Raw genomic sequence first — 17,484 nt, 5'->3', positions numbered from 1 at the left:
TGCCCTCATGGTTCCCGGAGTGCCGGCCGAGGCCGCAGACGCAGGACGGCCCGCGCAGCACCCGCGACCGGCCACGCCGCGCGACGCCGCCACCACGATCTTGCTCCGCGATGCGTCCGGCGGGCTCGAGGCTTATCTGCTCGTCCGGTCGACTCGCCTCGCCGCGTTCGCCGGTCTCACTGTCTTCCCCGGCGGGTCGGTCGACCCGGGCGACTACGTACCGCCGGGGTCCTGGCGGGGCCCCGACCCCGCCGAATGGCCGCTCGGAGCCGACGCGGACCTGTCTCGCGCGCTGGTCACCGCCGCGGTCCGCGAGACGTTCGAGGAGATCGGCGTCCTGCTGGCGGAGCCGGTCGACGGGCGTCCGTTCCCCGACCACGGCGAGCTCGCGCACGACCGGGCCGCGCTCGAAGCGGGTGCGACGACGCTTCCGGAGCTGCTGGCCACCCGAGGGCTGGTGATCCGTACCGACTTGGTCCGCCCGTGGACCCACTGGATCACTCCGGAGGCCGAGAAACGCCGGTTCGACACCCGGTTCTTCGTCGCCGGGCTACCGGGCGGGCAGGAGGTGCAGCAGCCCTCCGGCGAGGCGACCCGAGGGCTCTGGCTGCGGCCGTCCGAGGCGCTCGCCACCGTGGAGCGCGGCGAGTTGGGCATGCTGCCGCCGACGGCGTCCACGCTGCTGAGCCTGGCCGAGTACGACACGCTGGCGGACGTGTTCGCGGCCGCCGGCGCCCGGACCATCCGGCCCATCCAGCCGATCTACCACGCGGGTTCCGACGGGCCACGGCTGACGCTTCCGCCGGAGTCGCTCGAGTTGCTGCCGGCCGGCGTGACGCCGGAGTTCGTGGCAGGGCTGATGGCGGGTATCGCGCGGCACGGGCGGCCGCCTGCGGTCGAACGCGGTGGGAGTTCGCCGTCGTGAGTCTTCCCGACTGGGTCCCGAACTGGGCGACGCTCGTCCGCGCCGACAACCCCGGACCGATGACGCTGGACGGCACCAACACCTGGGTGCTGCGCGCGCCCGGCTCGACCAGCTGTGTCGTGGTGGACCCGGGTCCGCTGATGCCGTCGCACCTCGAGCGGGTGGCTGCCCTCGGCCCAGTAGCCGCCACGCTGCTGACCCACGGCCACCCCGACCACGCCGAGGGTGCGCGCCGGTTCGCCGAGATGACCGGCTCGGACGTGCTCGCGCTCGATCCGGCGCACGCGGTGGGAGGCCAGGCGCTGGTGGCCGACGGGGAGCCGCTGGACGTCGCCGGGCTGCGGATCCGGACGTTCGGAACTCCGGGTCACACGGCCGACTCGGTGTCCTTCGTCATCGGGGACGAGGCGGTCCTCACCGGCGACACGATCCTCGGGCGGGGCACCACGGTCGTCGCCTGGCCGGACGGCCAGCTCGGGGACTACCTGACCAGCCTGGAGCGACTACGCGGGCTGGGATCGATCCCGGTCCTGCCCGGGCACGGCCCGGTGCTGCCGGACGCCGAGGCGGTGGCCGGGTACTACCTCCGGCACCGGGCCGAGCGGCTCGCCCAGGTGGAGGCCGCGGTGGCGGCGGGAGCGGCGAGCCCCGCGGAGGTGGTCGCGACCGTCTACGCCGACGTCGACCGGTCGGTCTGGCCCGCTGCCGAGCTCTCGGTGCGCGCCCAGCTCGATTACCTCCGGGTGACTGGCCGACCATGACCTGTCCGACCCTCCAGTGGGCACCGCCGCCTTCGACCGGGTACCGACCATGACCTGTCCCGCCCTCCAGTGGGCACCGCCGCCTTCGACCGGGTACCGACCATGACCTGTCCCGTCTGCGGCACGGTCGCGGTGCCTGGGGCGCGGTACTGCCATCACTGCGGTGCCCGCCTGCCGGACGTCGAACCGACCGGGTTCGCGACCGAACGCCGGGTGGTCACCGTGCTCTTCGGCGACCTCACCGATTTCACCGCCTGGTCGGAGGACCTCGACCCGGAACGGGTCGGGCGGCTGACCGACCGGGTGCTGGCGGCCTGCGCGCGCACCGTCACCGCCTTCGGCGGTCACGTCGACAAGCTGACCGGCGACGGCATCATGGCCGTCTTCGGCGCTCCGGTCGCCCACGAGGACGATCCGGAGCGCGCGGTCCGTTCGGCGCTGGCCATGCAGCGCGCGGTCAAGCGCGTGATCGAGGACGAGTTGGGCGGCGGACGCCGTCTCGGGCTGCGAGTCGGGGTGAACACCGGTGAGGTGGTCGCCGGTGTCCAGGCCGCGCTCTCGTACACGGTCATCGGCGACACCGTGAACACCGCTGCCCGGCTGTCCGACGCCGCCGGCATGGGCGCGGTCTACGCGGGGGCCCGGACCCAGCGCGCGACCCGCGACCGCGCGGCATGGCGTCGGCTGCCGCCGCTGCGGCTCAAGGGCAAGCGCCAGCCGGTCGAGGCCTACGAACTGCTCGGACTGCGGGACGCCCCGGGTATCCGGCCGGGGCTCGGTGACGAGGCGCCGTTCGTCGGCCGGGAGGTCGAGACCGGACGCCTGGTGGGCCGGTTCGCGGAGGTCGTCGACGAGGGCGAGCCCCGGGTCGTCGTCGTCACCGCCGAAGCCGGTGCGGGCAAGACCCGGCTCGGTGCGGAGCTCGCCCGGATGGTCGGCGACTCGTTCGGGGCTCGGGCCCTCTCCACGCGCTGCCCGGCGTTCGGCGAGACCGGGCGGCTGGCGCCGTTGGCGGATCTGGTGCGGCAGGCGTGCGGCGTCGAGCCGGACGACGCGGCTGACCGGATCGCCGAGCGCATCCGCCGGGTCGCCACCGACCTGCCCGACCCGGGGCTCGGCCCGGGAGGCGTCGAGGTCCTGTTCGACCTGGTCGGCGTGGAATCCGACGTGGACGCGCTGAGCGGCGTCCCGGGGATCTCCACCGCGGCGGGGCGCCGGGAACGGATGCCGTCGGTGCTCGCCGCCTTGCTCACCGGCCTGGCCACAACCGAGCCGCTGCTGGTCGAGGTGGACGACGTCCACCACGCGTCAGCGGACACGCTGGACGCGATCGGGGCGCTCGTCGACCGCCTGGACGGAGCCGTGCTCGTGCTGCTGCTCGGCCGTCCCGAGCTCGTGCGGACGCACGGCCTGCTGACCCGTCTGCCGGCCGCCGAGCCGCTGCCGCTGCCGCCGCTGACCGGTGCCGCGGTGTCCCGGCTGCTGCGTTCGTACCTCGGCGGGCCGCTGGACCGCGCGGACGAGACGCGGCTGCTCGCGACCGCGCAGGGCAACCCGTTCTACCTGGCCGAACTGGTCTCGCTCCTGGTCGAGCAGGGGCGGCTGACCGGCGGAGCCAACGGCTGGCGGCTCGCGCCCGGCGGGTTCGCCGGGCGCCTGCTCTCCTCGGATCTGGCCGCGGTGCTGACGGCCCGGATCGACGCTCTGCCGCAGTACCCACGGACCGTGCTCCGGGACGCCGCCGTCGTCGGCGACCGGGTCCCGGCCGGCGCTCTCGAGGAGCTGCGGGGCAGCCGTCGCTCGCTCGCCAGCGCGACGTCCGACCTCGACCGAGCCCTCGCCGACCTGATCAGCAGGCGCATGCTCCGGCGTACCGCCAGCGGTGGCTACGGGTTCGTCACCGCGCTGATGCGGGAGGCGGCCTACAGCGGCATCGGCCACGCCGACCTGGCGGCGCGGCACGCCCGGATCGCCCGCTGGGCCGACGCGGAGCCGGTACGCGGCTTGTCCGAGGTGGAGCGCGACGAGTTCGTGGCGCGCCACGCCGAGCGGGCGTTGCGGCTGGCCGACGAGATGTCGCTCCCTCCCCAGCACCAGGCCCGGCAGGTCGCCGGCATCGGGGTGACCGCACTGCACCGGCTCGCCGAGCGCACGATCGCGCTCGGCGAGCCAGGGCGCGCGCTCGGCCTGCTCGATCGTGCGATCGCACTCCTCCCCGAACGGGGCCAGGGTGCGGTAGGTGCGGACGACCTCCGACTACTCCGGGCGCGGGCGCTGTTGGCCAGCGGACGGACCGACGAGGCGCGCGAGCTGGCGGCGGCGGTGGCGGTCGGGGACGGCCCGGTCGCGGTCGCCGCGCTGCTGGTGAAGGGCGAGGCGCTGCGGGCGGGCGGCGAGACCAGGGCGGCCGTCGCCGCATGGAGTTCGGCGCTGCGCCGGTCCCGGGCCGCGGACCTGCCGCACTGCGAGAGCGAGGCGCTCCGGCGGCTCGGCATGCTCGACTATCTCGGCGGCCGGTTGCCGATGGCCGAGCGTCGTTTCACGGCGGCCTACCGGGTGGCGTCGGCCTCGAACGACGGGCCGGGTACCGCCTGGGCGCTGCAGCACCTGGCCTGGTCGGCGACGACTCGCGGCGACTTCGGCCGGGCCGACCGGGTGCTGGAGGAGGCGCGGGCGGTGTTCGCCCGGCTCGACGACCCGGCCGGCCGGTCGTGGGTGCGCGGCACCACGGCCTTCGTCCGCCTGCTGGAGGGACGCCTACACGAGGCGCGGCGCCTCGCGGAGAAGTTCGTGCCGTACGCCGAGCGGGTCGCCGACGGTTGGGCGGTGGCCGCGCTCCGGATCGTGGACGCGTTCGCCGCGGCCGAGCTCGGCGACCTCACCCACGCCACCGACCAGGCCGACCTGGCGCACGCCGCGTTCGTCGCCGGACACGACCCCTGGGGGGCCAGCCTGGCGCTGACCGTCCGCGGGGTGATCGCCCGCGGGCTCGACCGGCTGGACGAGGCCGTCGACCTGCTGTCCGAGGCGCTGGAGATCGGTGCCCAGATCCGGCATCCGCTCACCGCGGGCATCGCGCTCACCGTGCGCGGCTACTGCCGTCTCAGCGCCGGCGAGCTGGCCGCCGCCGAAGCGGACGCCGTCCGGACGCTGGAGCTCATCGCACCGCTGGAGGTGGATCCGTCGACTCGGGTCGGTCCGCTCGTGCTCCAGGCGCAGGCCCGCCGCCTGAGCGGTGACCGGGACGGCGCGATCAAGCTGCTCGCCGAGGTGGTGAACGACGCCAGCGGACCGTCGCTGCTGTTCCCGCGGAGGCAGGCACTGGCCCACTACGCAGGTGTGCTGCTGGAGGCGGGCAAGGCGGAGGAGTCGCTGGAGTGGGCTCGCCGGGCGTCTCGGGTACCGGCCGAGGACATCCGCAGCCGGATCGTTTCCCGCCGGGCGCTGGCGGTCTCGCTCGCCGCGACCGGCGCCCTGCCCGAAGCGCTGGCCGCAGCCGACGAGGCGGTTGCGCTCGCCTACGGCACCGAACAGGCTTCGGAGCGGGCGGCCAGCGATACGGTGCGTGACCGGGTGGCGCTCGCGCACGCCCTCGCGCGACCCAGCTAGGCCGTGTTCGGGGTGAGTGACGGCAAAGAGACAGTGCACCGCGAGGCAGCTCACGGCCCATCACTCGCAGGAAGTCGGTACGGTCGTCCACGTGCGAAGTGAGGCGTCCGGAACCCAACCGGCATCCCCGGTGGCCGGTCTGTCCGATCTGACCGTTCTGGCGCGCGGCGGGTACTCCACCGTCTACCGCGCCCGGCAGGACTCGATCGGCCGCGAGGTCGCGCTCAAAATCGACACCCGTTCGCTGGAGTCCGAGCGTGACCGGCGCCGATTCCTCCGCGAGGCGGAGGCGGCCGGCCGCATGTCCGGCCACCCGAACGTCGTCAACGTCTACGACGCCGGCGTGACCGAGGACAACCACCCGTACCTGGTGATGGAGCTCTGCACCGGCGGCTCGTACGCGACCCGCCTGCGTCAGCACGGCCCACTGTCCCCGGCCGAGGTGCGTGACGTCGGGGTCAAGATCGCGGACGCGCTGCAGGCAGCGCACGACAACGGCATCCTGCACCGGGACGTGAAGCCGGGGAACATCCTCATCAACCGGTACGGGGTGCCGGGCCTGGCGGACTTCGGTCTCGCGGCGCTGCCCGACCCCAACCGGGAACTCTCCGTAACGATCGAGGCGCTGACGCCCGCCTACGCGCCGCCCGAGGTCTTCCGGATGGAGCCTCCGACCCCACTCGGCGACCAGTACGCGCTCGGTGCCTCGCTCTACGCGTTGCTGTCCGGGCGTCCGCCGAGGTGGCCGGAGACGGGAACGCCCAGCCTCGCCACGATGGTGATGATGCTGGATGAGCCGGTCCCGGACATCCCGGGTGTTCCGGCGTCGTTCTCGAACGTGTTGCGGCAGGCGATGGCGCCGTACGCGGAGGACCGGTTCGGGACGGCCGCCGAGCTCCGGGACGCGCTGGCCGCGATGGATCTCGATCCGGACACCGGGTCGCGGCACGCGTTCGGCGCGGTGGGGCCGGTGAGCGGACCGTCTGCGCCGTCGTCCGGAGCACCCTCGTCTGCACCGCCGTCGTCGGGACCGCCCTCGTCCGGACCGCCGTCGTACCGGCCGCAGTCGGCACCGCCGTACTCCGGCGGCGGGTACGCCGCCGGCACGGGCGGCCCGGTGACCGGAGGCTGGCAGCAGGGCGGTTTGCCGCCGGCGCGTCCGCACAGTGGTCCGCCTGCGCAGACCAGCCCACCTGCGTCGTTCAGCGGCCCGCCCGGCCCCGGGCCGACCAGCGGACCGCCGCGCGGCGGTGCCAACCCCACCTCGGTGTTCCCGAGCAGCACGTTCGGCTCCGCGAAACCGGACGCCGGGGGATACCCCCCGCCGTACGGTCCGCCGCCGGGCGGCTTCTCCGCGCCGCCACCGGGTGGTCCGCCGAGCAGCGGCGGGACGAAGCGCACGCTGCTCATTCTCGGCGTCGTAGTGGCCGTATTGGTGGTCGCCGTCGGGATCGGGGTCGCGGTAACCGGCTTCCTCGCCGGTTCTGACGACGAGCCGCGTCCGCCGGCGACGTCGGTGCCGACCGATGCCCCGCAGCCCACCTCCCCGGCGGGGACGCCGCTGCCTTCGCCGTCACGAAGCGGAGAGCTGCCTGGCTTCCCGCTCGACGGGCTGCCGACCACCACCACCGGCACCAACGCGTTCGGTAGCGCCTGTGAGGTGGCGGTGCTGGCCGCGACCGGCTCCGGGATGCAGGCGCAGTGCCCGGCCAATCCGGAGTGCTGGCGGGACGAGTCCGACGGCGCGGTGAAGGCTCGTGGTTGCACGAACAACCACACGTGGGAAACGTTCGTGATCGGAACGGTCTCGTCCAGCACGCGGGGCACCGACGCGCGGGCGCTGCGCGCCGATCCGCACGTGCAGTTCCTGTGCTCGCCGTCGGTTCTCACCGCGGTGCTCACCGCGACCGGCCAGGACGCCAGCGGGTGGCGCACGAGCGTGTCCGCGCTCGGAGCCACGAAGTTCCGCTGCCTGGCCGGCAAAGGCACCGACGAACTAAGCCGCCCCTACTTCGTCTAGTGGGCGGCCCGCTGAGAACGACGCTCACAGGCGAGCGCGACTCCTTATGACAGCAGGCCAAAGGTCACGACGTCGTCGCGCTCGACTGCGAGCGACGCCCTCAGCGGGCTCCATCGCCGTAGCAAGTACACAAGCAACGCGCCTAGCGGCGCTTGAACAGCACAGTGCGGACGCTGCGCAGCGTCCGCACTGTGCTGTTCGGCGCGGGCCGCCCACTAGCGGGCGCGGCGGGACAGGCGTTCTGGATCCAAGAGGACGACGGACTTTCCCTCGAGGCGTAGCCACCCGCGGGACGTGAAGTCGGCCAGCGCCTTGTTCACGGTCTCCCGGGACGCGCCGACGAGCTGCGCGATCTCCTCCTGCGTCAGGTCGTGCGTGAGGCGCAGACCGGTGCCCTCGCGCGTCCCGAACCGCTTGGCGAGCTGCAGCAGGTTCTTCGCGACCCGCCCCGGCACGTCGGTGAAGATCAGGTCGGCCAGCGCGTCGTTCGTCCGACGCAGCCGACGGGCGAGCACCCGCAGGAGCTGCTCGGCGATCTCGGGCCGGTTGGTGATCCACGGTCGGAGCGACTGCTGTCGCATCCGGGCGACCTTCGCATCGGTCACCGCGACCGCGCTCGCCGTTCGGGGACCAGGGTCGAAGAGGGACAGCTCGCCGAACAGATCGGACGGGCCCATCACCGCGATCATGTTTTCTCGGCCATCCGCAGCGCGGCGACCGACCTTAACCTTCCCGGACATCACGATATAAAGCGAGTCACCGAGCTCCCCTTCGGAGAAGATCGTGTGACCCTTCGGGATGTCGAGGTACTCCAGGTGGGCCGCGAGAGCCTCAGCTGACTCCGGCTCGACCCCCTGAAACAGCCCTGAGCGGGCAAGTACCTCGTCCATGACCCCACCTCCAGCAGCGGCAGACTGTCGGTGAGTCTATGGGGCGCATGGGACGGGGCGGGCAATGACCCGCTCCCGACGCCCCGAGTCACTATTTCTGGTTCCGAACGCGACGACCTGGATCGTTTCGGAAACACCTATTCTCCGCTATCGAAAATCCGCCGAGATCGCGATATCGAGGGCTGTCCGGTGTCCGACTCGGGCTGCCCAACGTGCACCGTAGGCTGTGGCTTCGATGGTCGGTGGCTGCGCCGCCGGGCAGCGCGTCGACGGGAGGCCGGGTGGAGGGTGCCGCCCCGGTCCCGGGGTTCACGATCCTGTCCGTGTTGGGCAGCGGCGGATTCTCCACGGTGTACCGGGCACTTCAGGAGTCGATCGGCCGCGAGGTCGCGGTGAAGATCGACCACCGTGTGCTGCTCGACGAGGCGGACCGGGCCCGATTCCGCGCCGAGGTGCGTGCGGCGGGGCAGGTCTCCGGTCATCCGAACGTGATCGACATCCACGACGCCGGGATCACCGCCGACGGCCGCGCGTACCTGGTCATGGAACTCTGCCCGGCCGGATCGCTCGCCGACTACCTGCGTCAGCACGGCTCGATGCCGCTGACCCAGGTGCTCGACGTCGGGGTGGCGATCGCGGACGCTTTGGCGGCCGCGCACCGGGTCGGTGTCGTGCATCGGGACGTGAAGCCCGCCAACGTGCTCTACGACCGGTACGGGCATCCGGAGCTGGCCGACTTCGGGCTCGCGGCCCGGTACGACCCGACCACCGAGTCGACGACGACGCTGGAGCTGCTCACCCCGGCGTACGCGGCGCCGGAGATGTTCTGGTCGCGCCGTCCGACGCCTGCGGTGGACGTGTACGGCTTGTCCGCGACGCTCTACGCGCTCCTCACCGGCCGTCCGCCGCGCTGGCCGGCCGGGGCGGGGAGCCTCACCGACGGCGAGATCGCGGCGCTGCACTCCGCGCCGATCCCGAGGATCCCCGGCGTGCCGGACTCGGTGGTCGCGGTGCTACGCGCCGGGATGGCCCGGGAGCCGGAGAACCGGCTCCCCACCGCCGGGGCGCTGCGGGACGCGCTGCGGGCCCAGCGAGCCGCGCTCGGCAGCGCACCGGAGCGGCTCGCCGACCCGGGTGCGCCCGGAGCCGACCACGACGTGGCCGACCAGCCCACCGCTCGCCTCCCGCGGCTGCGCCCGCCTGCCGGAGGAAGTACGTAGGCCACGCTCCCTCGCCCACGCGAGAGCGGGACCGCCGGAGCGTGGCCTACTCTTTCGGCGTGACAGTCGCCGCCGTGGAGAGCCCGCTCGCGTTGAAGCGCCGGGCCCGCCGGATGCACCGGATCCTCACCGAGACCCACCCCGACGCGCATTGCGAACTGGATTTCACCACGCCGCTGGAGCTCGCGGTCGCCACGATCCTGTCGGCGCAGACAACCGACGTCCGGGTCAACCTGACCACGCCGACGTTGTTCGCGAAGTACCGGACGGCCGAGGACTACGCCGGTGCCGACCGCACCGAGTTGGAGACGATCCTCAAGCCGACCGGCTTCTTCCGGGCGAAGACGACCTCGCTGATCGGACTGGGCCAAGCTCTGGTCGAGCGGTTCGACGGTGAGCTGCCCCGGACGCTGGCGGAGCTGGTCACGCTACCGGGCATCGGGCGCAAGACCGCGAACGTCGTCCTCGGCAACGCGTTCGGGATTCCGGGCATCACTGTCGACACGCACTTCGGGCGTCTCGTGCGGCGGTTCGGCTGGACCGCCGAGGAAGATCCGGTCAAGGTCGAGCAGATCGTCGGCGACCTGTTCCCTCGCAAAGACTGGACGATGCTCTCCCATCGGCTGATCTTCCACGGCCGACGTGTCTGCCACGCTCGCAAACCCGCCTGCGGAGCGTGCACGCTGGCGCCCCTGTGCCCCGCGTACGGCACCGGCCCGACCGACCTGCCGACAGCGGTGAAGCTGCTCAAGGGCCCTCGGGTCGACGAGCTGGCCGCGTTGGTCGGGGCGTGAGCGGACGGCTCCGGCTGTTCGCCGCGGCGGCTCTGCTCACGCTGGTGGCCGCGTGCGGTGGTGGGGACGTCGACGACCCCGCGGTCGCGTCGTCGACGCCGGCTTCGTTCCGGAACAGCGGGTTCGCGGCCTGCCCGACCGGCGCCGGGGAGCCACCCGCCGACAGTCCGCTCGCAGGCGTCACCGCATTGCCTTGCATGGACGGGAGCGGCACCTCGGTCAGGGTCGGCGCTCCGACCGGGCGTCCGCTGGTACTCAACCTGTGGGGATCGTGGTGCCCGCCGTGCGGTGCGGAGATGCCGTCGTTCGTCCGGCTGGCACGAGCGGCAGGTAGCCGCCTGGCCGTGCTCGGGGTCAACACGGCCGACGACGCCCGGCGCGCGGTCGCCGCCGCCGGTGACCTGGACGTCACGTTCGCCAACGTCTACGACCGGGACCAGCGGGTGCGCAAGGCGCTGGGCGTGAACGCGCTGCCCGTGACCGTGTTCGTCGCCGCGGACGGCGAAGTCGTCCACGTCTATCGCGGCGCGCCGCTCACCGACGCGACCCTGACTGCGTTGGTCAGCCGATATCTCGGCGTGAAGGTGGAATGACGTCGGCCGCCGCGCGGTTTTCTCGTTCGTGGTGACACGTCGGCGACTGTGCGAACGTGAGCGTGGAGTGCACGCTGGTCTGGTGACGACGCGAGAAGCGGTACCGGTGTGAGCGGGGCGACCTGGTCCGTGGGGCCCGACACGCCCGGCCACCCCGAACCCGGCGCGGACGCGCTGCCGCCGTGGCTGCACCGATTGGTGGAGTCGCTGCCGCAGGTCCGCAGCGAGCAGATCTCCCGGTTCGTCCCGCCACCGGACGGCGGCGGACGTCCGTCCGCGGTCCTGATCCTGTTCGGCGAGGGTGAGCACGGCCCTGACGTCCTGTTGCTGCAGCGGGCGGCCACCCTGCGGGCGCACGCCGGACAGCCGGCGTTCCCCGGTGGTGCGACCGACCCCGATGACGACGGTCCGGTCGGCACCGCGCTGCGGGAGGCGAACGAGGAGGTCGGGCTCGACCCGGGCTCCGTACGCGTGATCGGTGAGCTGCCACCGGTGCTCATCCCGGTTTCGGGCTTCATCGTGACCGGTGTGCTCGGCTGGTGGGAACGACCGCATCCGGTCGGTCCCGCCGATCCGGCAGAGGTCGCGACCGTGGCTCGGGTGCCGCTCGCCGACCTGGTCAACCCCGACAACCGGTTCCGGGTCCGGCACCCCAGCGGCGTGCTCGGCCCCGGCTTCGGCGTCAGCGACATGTTCGTCTGGGGCTTCACCGCCGGGCTCATCTCGTTCGTCCTCGACCTCGCCGGGTGGTCCCAACCGTGGAACCGCCACAACATGCGCGACCTGCCCGCCGAGGACCTGGCGCTGGCCCGGCGGACGCAGCCGCCGGACGCGGTGCGCTGACGAGGGTTGGGACCGGCCAGCTACGGTGGCCGTGTGTTCTCGTCTCGACGCCATGGGGCGGCTGGGCCCCTCGTGGCCGTCGCCGTACCGGTCGCCTCCGCTCTGCTCTCCGTGCTCGCTGTCGGCGCGTGCTCCGGCGGCGGACCCGCCGGTGACCCGAGCGAATCGCCGACGACCATGGCGAGCGCGACCGTCGGCGCGAACGGAATGCAGGAGATCACCGTCACCGGAGACGATCAACTCCGTTACGAACCGTCGGTTATCAAGGCGAAGCCCGGCAAGTTGCGCATCACACTGCGCACGACCGGCGGAACGCCCCATGATCTGGAGGTCCGCCCGGTCAAGATCAACACCGGCCTGGTCTCCAAGGACCAGGAACGGTCGATCGAGGTCACGCTCAGTCGCGGACGCTATGACTTCGTCTGTACGTTCCACCTCACGTCGAACATGGTCGGTGTGATCGACGTCAGTTGAGATGAGGCTTATTCAGGCTCGGTTCGCCCCTTCGCTCCTCTGGGCTCATGATCTGCGGAGATCAACCGCAGTGGGCCGGACCTGAACAAGTCTCAATGCCCCCGCGACGCACCTGACCGGAAGGACCTCGAGTGGACGGAAGCCTCCTCGACCTCGCTCTCGTCGTCGGAATCATCGGTTTCGCAGTGAGCGGATACCGCCAGGGTTTCGTCGTCGGGGCGTTGTCGTTCGTCGGGTTCTTCGGAGGCGCGCTGTTCGGCGTCCAGTTAGCTCCGGTCATCGCGAACCAGTTCACGAGCCAAACCAGCCGGGTGGCGACCGCCCTGGCGGTGGCGTTCGGCTGTGCGTTGATCGGTCAGGTCCTCGCGGTGGCGATCGGGAGCCGGGTGCGGGCCAGCATGCGCTCCTCCGGTCTGCGGGTGGTCGACGGTTTCGGCGGGTCGATCGTCTCGGTCATCGCGCTGCTGCTCGTCTCCTGGATGGTGGCGACGCCGCTGGCGTCGTCCTCGTCGCCGTGGCTGGCCGGTCAGGTCCGGCGCTCGGTGGTGATCGACGCGGTCAACAACGCGGTTCCGGACGCGGTGCGCCAGCTCTACCAGCGCTTCGGTGAGGTCGTCGAGCAGGGCGAATTCCCGCAGGTGCTGGGGCCGCTGACGCCGACCGAGGTGCGGGACGTCCCGGCGCCGGACAGCGCGCTGGCAGGGTCCCCCACGGTCAAGAACGCGCAGGCGTCCGTGGTCAAGGTGATCGGCCAAGCGTCGTCCTGTGACCGGCGGCTGGAGGGCACCGGCTTCGTCTACGCACAGAACCGCGTGATGACCAACGCCCACGTGATCGCCGGCACCGACGAAGTGAAGGTCGAGGTGCTCGGCGAGCCGTACGAGGCGAAGGTGGTCTGGTACGACCCGGACGTCGACGTCGCGGTTCTGGAGGTCGACGACCTCGAGGCGCCGGTGCTGAAGTTCAACCAGCGGGCGGTCAGCGGAGCGGACGCGATCGTCGTCGGCTATCCGGAGGACGGTCCGTACACCGCGACCCCGGCCCGGATCCGCGACGAGCGGGTGATCAAGGGCCCGAACATCTACCAGTCCGGCCAGGTGCAGCGCGAAGTGCTGATGCTGCGCTCCGAGGTGCGGAGCGGCAACTCCGGTGGCCCACTGCTCGCCGCCGACGGCACCGTGTACGGCGTCGTCTTCGCGGCTGCGGTCGACGACCCGGACACCGGTTTCGCGCTGAGCGTCGACCAGGTGACCGAGGCGGCCGTCAACGGCCAGCGGGCCACCGAGGAGGTCAGCACCCAGGGCTGCGACTGAGTCCGTCCGCGGTCGTGGGGGAGGCACGGTGAGCTCGGAGCTGGAGGACCTGCTGGCTGCGGCCGCGGCGGATCCGGACGCGTTGGGCCCGGCCCTCGCCGCGTTACGCGACGCCGACCTGGTCGTCCCGGTGCCGCCGCCTACCGCCGATGGAGCCGCGCCGTTGGCGTGGGCCACCGCGACCGTCGACGGCCGGACGTGGTTGCCGGCGTTCACGTCGGTGGACGCGTTCGGCCGCTCCGGAGCCGGTGAATCGAGCCGGCCGATCGGGTTCCTCCAGCTCGCCGCGTTCTGGCCGGATCCGCACTGGCACCTCGCGGTGAACCCAGGCCTGGAGTCCCGGCTGCTGCTCGAGGCAGGCACGGTCGCGCGGCTGGCGCGGGAGGATCCGGACGTCGACGCGGAGCGGCCGGTGCTGCAGAAGGTGCTCACGTTCGACCAGGTGACCGGCTATCTGGCCGGCGAATACTCGGCGATCAGCGGGTTCGCGCACCGGCTCGCCGACGCGTCGCTGCCGGACGATCCGGCGGCGTTGCTGGCGGCACTCGGGCTCGGAACCGACGTCTGCGACGCTGACGGCGCGATCTACCTGCTGCGGTGGGCGCTGGTCGGGTCGGCCCTCTACCGGGTGCCGTACGGCGGCGCCGACGAGGCGGGCGCGGCAGCGATGTTCGGGTGGGTCGTGGAACCGCCGCCGTTCCGCGGCACCGGGTTCGTGCCCGGCCCCGAGCTGGTGATCCGCGAATACAAGGTGGACGGCGTACTGCCGCCGCACGGAAGCGAGATCTACCGACTGCCGCCGGGCGGTCCGGAACAGCGGATCGCCGTGTTCGACGCCGACCAGCGCCGCTGGTTGCTGGTGCGGGCCGCCTGATGCGGGCCGGCTACGTAGCCCGCTGGCGGGGTCAGGAGTACGAGGCGTTCCCGGCGCCCACGACCGAGGAGCTGTGGATCCGGCTCTACACCGATCGGCCGGAGCCCGGCTTCGATCGTGTCGGGGAGGGGCGGTACCGCCGGATCGTGCTCGCGGCCGATCTGGAGCAGCTCGGGTACGACCGGCCGGTGGCGACCTGGCGGGACCAGCCGTTCCTGCTGCGCTCTCGCGAGGGCGGGTGGGCGCACTTGGAGTACACCGGCGGAAACGCCGCGGTGGCGGCTCGACTCGGGTGCACGCGGGTCGAGCGCGGCGTGTACGAGATCCGGGTACGCAGCGACGAGCTCACCGGCGTTCGGATGGAGACCGTCCTGATCCGCTAGTTGGATCAGCGCGGAGGCTCCGTTGGCGGCACAGCGCGGGGCCGGCGTCAGCGGCGCAGTGCGGCGCCTGCGTCAGCGGCGCAGCGCGGGGCCGAAGGAGTGGTGCTCGATCGGGGTGACCGACAGGCGTCCCCAGCGGACGCCGCGCCGGTCGGCCACCGTCAGCACATCGGCGGGCAACCGCGCCAACCGCTGGTCGATCCCGGGCACGCGGAGTGCCGAAGCCAGCACCTCGGCCTCGGTTTGCACGAGGGGTTGCAGGAGTACGAGGTCGGCGTGCTCCACCAGCTCGGCTTCCCGGTGGGTCAGCGCCTCCCGGAGCGTGACGACCGTCGTCCATCGCCCTGCTGGTAGCTCCGGCGGCGTGTCGTAGGGCGGGGCGTCGTCGATGTGGAGGAGCGGCCGAGTACGTCGTCCGGAGGCGAGGGGTGGGGCGTCGGCCGGGCGGACCGCGACCGTGCCCGGTGGTGCGGCCCCGACGAGCGGTGCCCACGTCTGGGGACGTGCGGTGCCGACGACGACCTGCGCGCCGGAGGCCAGCGTCCGAAAGGCGGTCAGCTGCGCGCAGCGGGGTGAACCCACCAGGACGATCCGGGTGGGTGCCGCGCGGAACAGCCGCACTGCGAGCGGTGCGCCGTGCGGGTCGACGCCGAGCACGGTGCCGTCGCCACCGACGCGGAGTGGGAGCGTGACCGGGTCGACCGCGTCGACCGCGTCGACCGGGAGGAGCAGGGACGGCACCTGGCCGAGTTCCGCGCCGGTCGGACGGGGCTCCGCCAGTGGCGGGTGTCGACGGCTCATCGGAGGAACACCCCCAGCGGCAGCGTCGCGGCGAGCCCGTGGACCTGCTCGCCGTCCAGCCGGCGGAGCCGCAGCCCCGCGGAGGCCGCGCTGGCCCGCACCGAGGCGACCGCGCGGTCGACGTCGGCCCGGGTAGCAGCCGTCAGCCGGATCACGGCCTGCACTTCGACGCCCCGGTCGGCGCGGCGGACGCCGAGCGCGAGCACGGTGGGCACTCCGGCGGCGTCCGGAAGGCGGTCGAACGCCGAAGCCGCGACCGGATCGGACAGGTCCGGCCAGCCGACCACGGACAGCGTCGCCTGCGCGGACGAGGGAGTCCGCCAATGCGCCCACTCCTCGGCCATCGCGCCGCTCGGAGCGGCGCCGTACTCCGCATCCGGCTGGTCGGAGCCGAGCTCGTCGATCGTGTCGGCCAGCTCGTTCCGGTCAAGGACCCGGGTGGCGAGCCCGGCCTTGGTCAGGCGACGGCGGGTGCGGCGCAGCGCACTGGTCAGCGCCGTGCCCAGCTCCTGGACGTCGGAGTCGGACCGATCGGGTACCCGAACGGCCTGCAGGGCGATCCAGCCGTGGCGGCGGGCCGGCGGTGGCCGTCCGTGCAGGCCCCGGTAGGACTGCTCGACGCTGGTGCCCGCCAGCGTGCCCAGCGGTGCGGGAACGACCTCGACGAGAGCCTGCGCGGTGATCGGTGACTCGCCGGCCTCGGCCATCGGCAGCAGTGCGAGCGGGGCGGGCAGCGGGACGCTGCGGTCGGTGGTGGGCTCGATCGCGAGGACCGCGGTGAGGCCCGCCTCGTGCGTGACGACGCCGATCGGCTCCTCGGCGTCGGCGTCGAGGCGACCCGCGCGAGCGTCGGGTTCGATCTGGCCGATGCGGGCGCCGGGGGAGACCGCGGTGAGGATCGCAGGGTCCGGACCGGGGGCGGCCGACCAGCGGCGTCGCCGCACGGAGTAGCGCGTGACCAACCCGATCCACTCGTACGTCCAGCGGCCCTGCACCCGGGTCGCGGTGACCGCGAGAACGGCCGCCGCCACGAGGCAAGCCGACGCCAGGACCGCTGGCGAGCGGCCGATCCCGGCGACCAGGCCGGCGACCACGGCCTGCCAGCACGCGATCTGACCGATGTGGACCGGACCGATCCGCCCGGACGCGCGGCGGGGTGTGGGAAGTGGAGTTCGAGCGGGGGGTCGTTCGGGTGGGGATCCGACCGGGGAGGCCGCGGCCTGGGCCCTCGGACGGACGGGGGCGAGGGCTGCGCCGACCTGGGCGCGGGCGACGGCTGTGGGTGTTGCCGCAGAGCGCGCTGCGGCGGAGTGGGCTGTGGCGGTCGGGGTGGCTACCGCGGACAGTGCCGCTGCTGGGCGTGTCGCTGGGTGGGCCGCCGGGCGCGCTACGGCGGGGTAGGTGGTCGCGGGGTGCGCCACTGGGGATTGCGTCACCGGGGGGTGCGTCACCGGGGGGTGCGTTAGCGCCGGGCGCGTTGCCGCCGGGAGGCGGGGTTGCTGGGGTGATCGGCGTGGGTGGGGTGCTGTGGTCGGGTGCGCGACCGCCGGGTGCGCCACCGCTGGGGGCGCGACTGCTGCGGGCACGAAGGCCGAGGGTGCCACCGCCGGGCGCGGCGTGGGCGCGGGCGCCGCGGCCTGGGGCGCTGCGGTCTGGGGCAACGCGGTCTGGGGCAACGCGGTCTGGGGCGGTGCGGGCGCGGGCCAGGCCGGTGGGCGGGGTTGGGGATGGGAGTGTGGCCGGCTCAGGCCGGGGGCGAGTGCCGCCGACGGCGGCGTCGGCTGGGTGGCCGCCGGAGACTGTCCCGGCTGCGGGGCTGGAGGTGCTGCCGGTTGCGGGGCCGCTGTCGGCGGGGCCGGTTGGGGCGGGCTCCAGGTGGGCGCGTTCGCGCCGATCCGCCGGTCGCCGCCGGGAGCGGGCGGTGCCGCGGGTGAGGGCACGGCGTGGCGTCCGGCCACGACGGCCCGACCCGCCGTGCCCGGCG

The 17,484-nt window shown here is 73.2% G+C and carries 15 protein-coding genes and 1 pseudogene; 13 read left to right on the top strand and 3 right to left on the bottom strand.

Annotated features, from left to right (window positions below; genetic code table 11):
• Window positions 1-7: 7 nt before the first annotated feature.
• The 4 genes from ABEB28_RS13760 to ABEB28_RS13745 all read left to right on the top strand — a co-directional run bounded on the left by ABEB28_RS13760 (window position 8) and on the right by ABEB28_RS13745 (window position 7,315).
• The gene (locus tag ABEB28_RS13760) at window positions 8-925 is read left to right on the top strand and encodes an NUDIX hydrolase (RefSeq protein ID WP_345728442.1); all 918 of its coding nucleotides are present in this window, start codon (window positions 8-10) and stop codon (window positions 923-925) included.
• Window positions 922-1,686, top strand: coding sequence for an MBL fold metallo-hydrolase (locus ABEB28_RS13755; RefSeq protein ID WP_345728441.1), 765 nt, complete (start codon window positions 922-924; stop codon window positions 1,684-1,686). Before ABEB28_RS13760 ends, ABEB28_RS13755 begins: the two co-directional genes overlap by 4 nt.
• A gap of 102 nt (window positions 1,687-1,788) precedes the next feature.
• On the top strand, window positions 1,789-5,295 hold the full coding sequence (locus tag ABEB28_RS13750) for an adenylate/guanylate cyclase domain-containing protein (RefSeq protein ID WP_345728440.1): 3,507 nt from the start codon (window positions 1,789-1,791) through the stop codon (window positions 5,293-5,295).
• A 91-nt stretch (window positions 5,296-5,386) separates the two neighbouring features.
• Window positions 5,387-7,315, top strand: coding sequence for a serine/threonine-protein kinase (locus tag ABEB28_RS13745; protein WP_345728439.1), 1,929 nt, complete (start codon window positions 5,387-5,389; stop codon window positions 7,313-7,315).
• 215 nt (window positions 7,316-7,530) lie between these two features.
• On the opposite strand, the gene ABEB28_RS13740 is transcribed toward ABEB28_RS13745, so the two are convergent.
• Window positions 7,531-8,205, bottom strand: a complete 675-nt coding sequence (locus tag ABEB28_RS13740; protein WP_345728438.1) for a Crp/Fnr family transcriptional regulator — start codon at window positions 8,203-8,205, stop codon at window positions 7,531-7,533.
• Window positions 8,206-8,486: 281 nt separating this feature from the next.
• On the opposite strand from ABEB28_RS13740, the gene ABEB28_RS13735 reads away from it, so the two are divergent.
• The 8 genes from ABEB28_RS13735 (at window position 8,487) to ABEB28_RS13700 (ending at window position 14,699) form a co-directional block, all read left to right on the top strand.
• Window positions 8,487-9,425, top strand: coding sequence for a serine/threonine-protein kinase (locus ABEB28_RS13735; RefSeq protein ID WP_345728437.1), 939 nt, complete (start codon window positions 8,487-8,489; stop codon window positions 9,423-9,425).
• A gap of 113 nt (window positions 9,426-9,538) precedes the next feature.
• A complete protein-coding gene (nth, locus tag ABEB28_RS13730; RefSeq protein ID WP_376981522.1) occupies window positions 9,539-10,219 on the top strand; it encodes an endonuclease III in 681 nt (226 codons plus the stop codon).
• Entirely contained in the window at window positions 10,216-10,812 is a 597-nt protein-coding gene (locus ABEB28_RS13725) for a TlpA family protein disulfide reductase (protein WP_345728435.1), read from the top strand. Before nth ends, ABEB28_RS13725 begins: the two co-directional genes overlap by 4 nt.
• Window positions 10,813-10,941: 129 nt before the next feature.
• On the top strand, window positions 10,942-11,655 hold the full coding sequence (locus ABEB28_RS13720; protein ID WP_376981520.1) for an NUDIX hydrolase: 714 nt from the start codon (window positions 10,942-10,944) through the stop codon (window positions 11,653-11,655).
• Window positions 11,656-11,688: 33 nt separating this feature from the next.
• On the top strand, window positions 11,689-12,129 hold the full coding sequence (locus ABEB28_RS13715; protein ID WP_345728434.1) for a cupredoxin domain-containing protein: 441 nt from the start codon (window positions 11,689-11,691) through the stop codon (window positions 12,127-12,129).
• 131 nt (window positions 12,130-12,260) lie between these two features.
• Complete coding sequence (locus ABEB28_RS13710; RefSeq protein WP_345728433.1) at window positions 12,261-13,442, top strand: MarP family serine protease; 1,182 nt, start codon at window positions 12,261-12,263, stop codon at window positions 13,440-13,442.
• A 28-nt stretch (window positions 13,443-13,470) separates the two neighbouring features.
• Window positions 13,471-14,316, top strand: coding sequence for an SseB family protein (locus ABEB28_RS13705; RefSeq protein ID WP_345728432.1), 846 nt, complete (start codon window positions 13,471-13,473; stop codon window positions 14,314-14,316).
• Window positions 14,316-14,699: a hypothetical protein gene (locus ABEB28_RS13700; RefSeq protein WP_345728431.1), complete on the top strand. Its 384-nt coding sequence runs from the start codon at window positions 14,316-14,318 to the stop codon at window positions 14,697-14,699. Before ABEB28_RS13705 ends, ABEB28_RS13700 begins: the two co-directional genes overlap by 1 nt.
• 72 nt (window positions 14,700-14,771) lie before the next feature.
• Here the strand turns inward: ABEB28_RS13700 and ABEB28_RS13695 are convergent, their stop codons facing one another.
• Entirely contained in the window at window positions 14,772-15,500 is a 729-nt protein-coding gene (locus ABEB28_RS13695; RefSeq protein ID WP_345728430.1) for a hypothetical protein, read from the bottom strand.
• Entirely contained in the window at window positions 15,497-16,531 is a 1,035-nt protein-coding gene (locus tag ABEB28_RS13690; RefSeq protein ID WP_345728429.1) for a type VII secretion protein EccE, read from the bottom strand. The genes ABEB28_RS13695 and ABEB28_RS13690 overlap by 4 nt, the downstream gene beginning before the upstream one ends.
• 496 nt (window positions 16,532-17,027) lie before the next feature.
• On the opposite strand from ABEB28_RS13690, the pseudogene ABEB28_RS13685 reads away from it, so the two are divergent.
• Window positions 17,028-17,484, top strand: a pseudogene (locus ABEB28_RS13685) (hypothetical protein); the annotation flags it as partial.

The organism is Cryptosporangium minutisporangium (assembly GCF_039536245.1).
GTDB lineage: Bacteria > Actinomycetota > Actinomycetes > Mycobacteriales > Cryptosporangiaceae > Cryptosporangium > Cryptosporangium minutisporangium.
The sequence above is the reverse complement of the archived record's forward strand: the minus strand, read 5'-3'. Positions and strand labels throughout refer to the sequence as shown.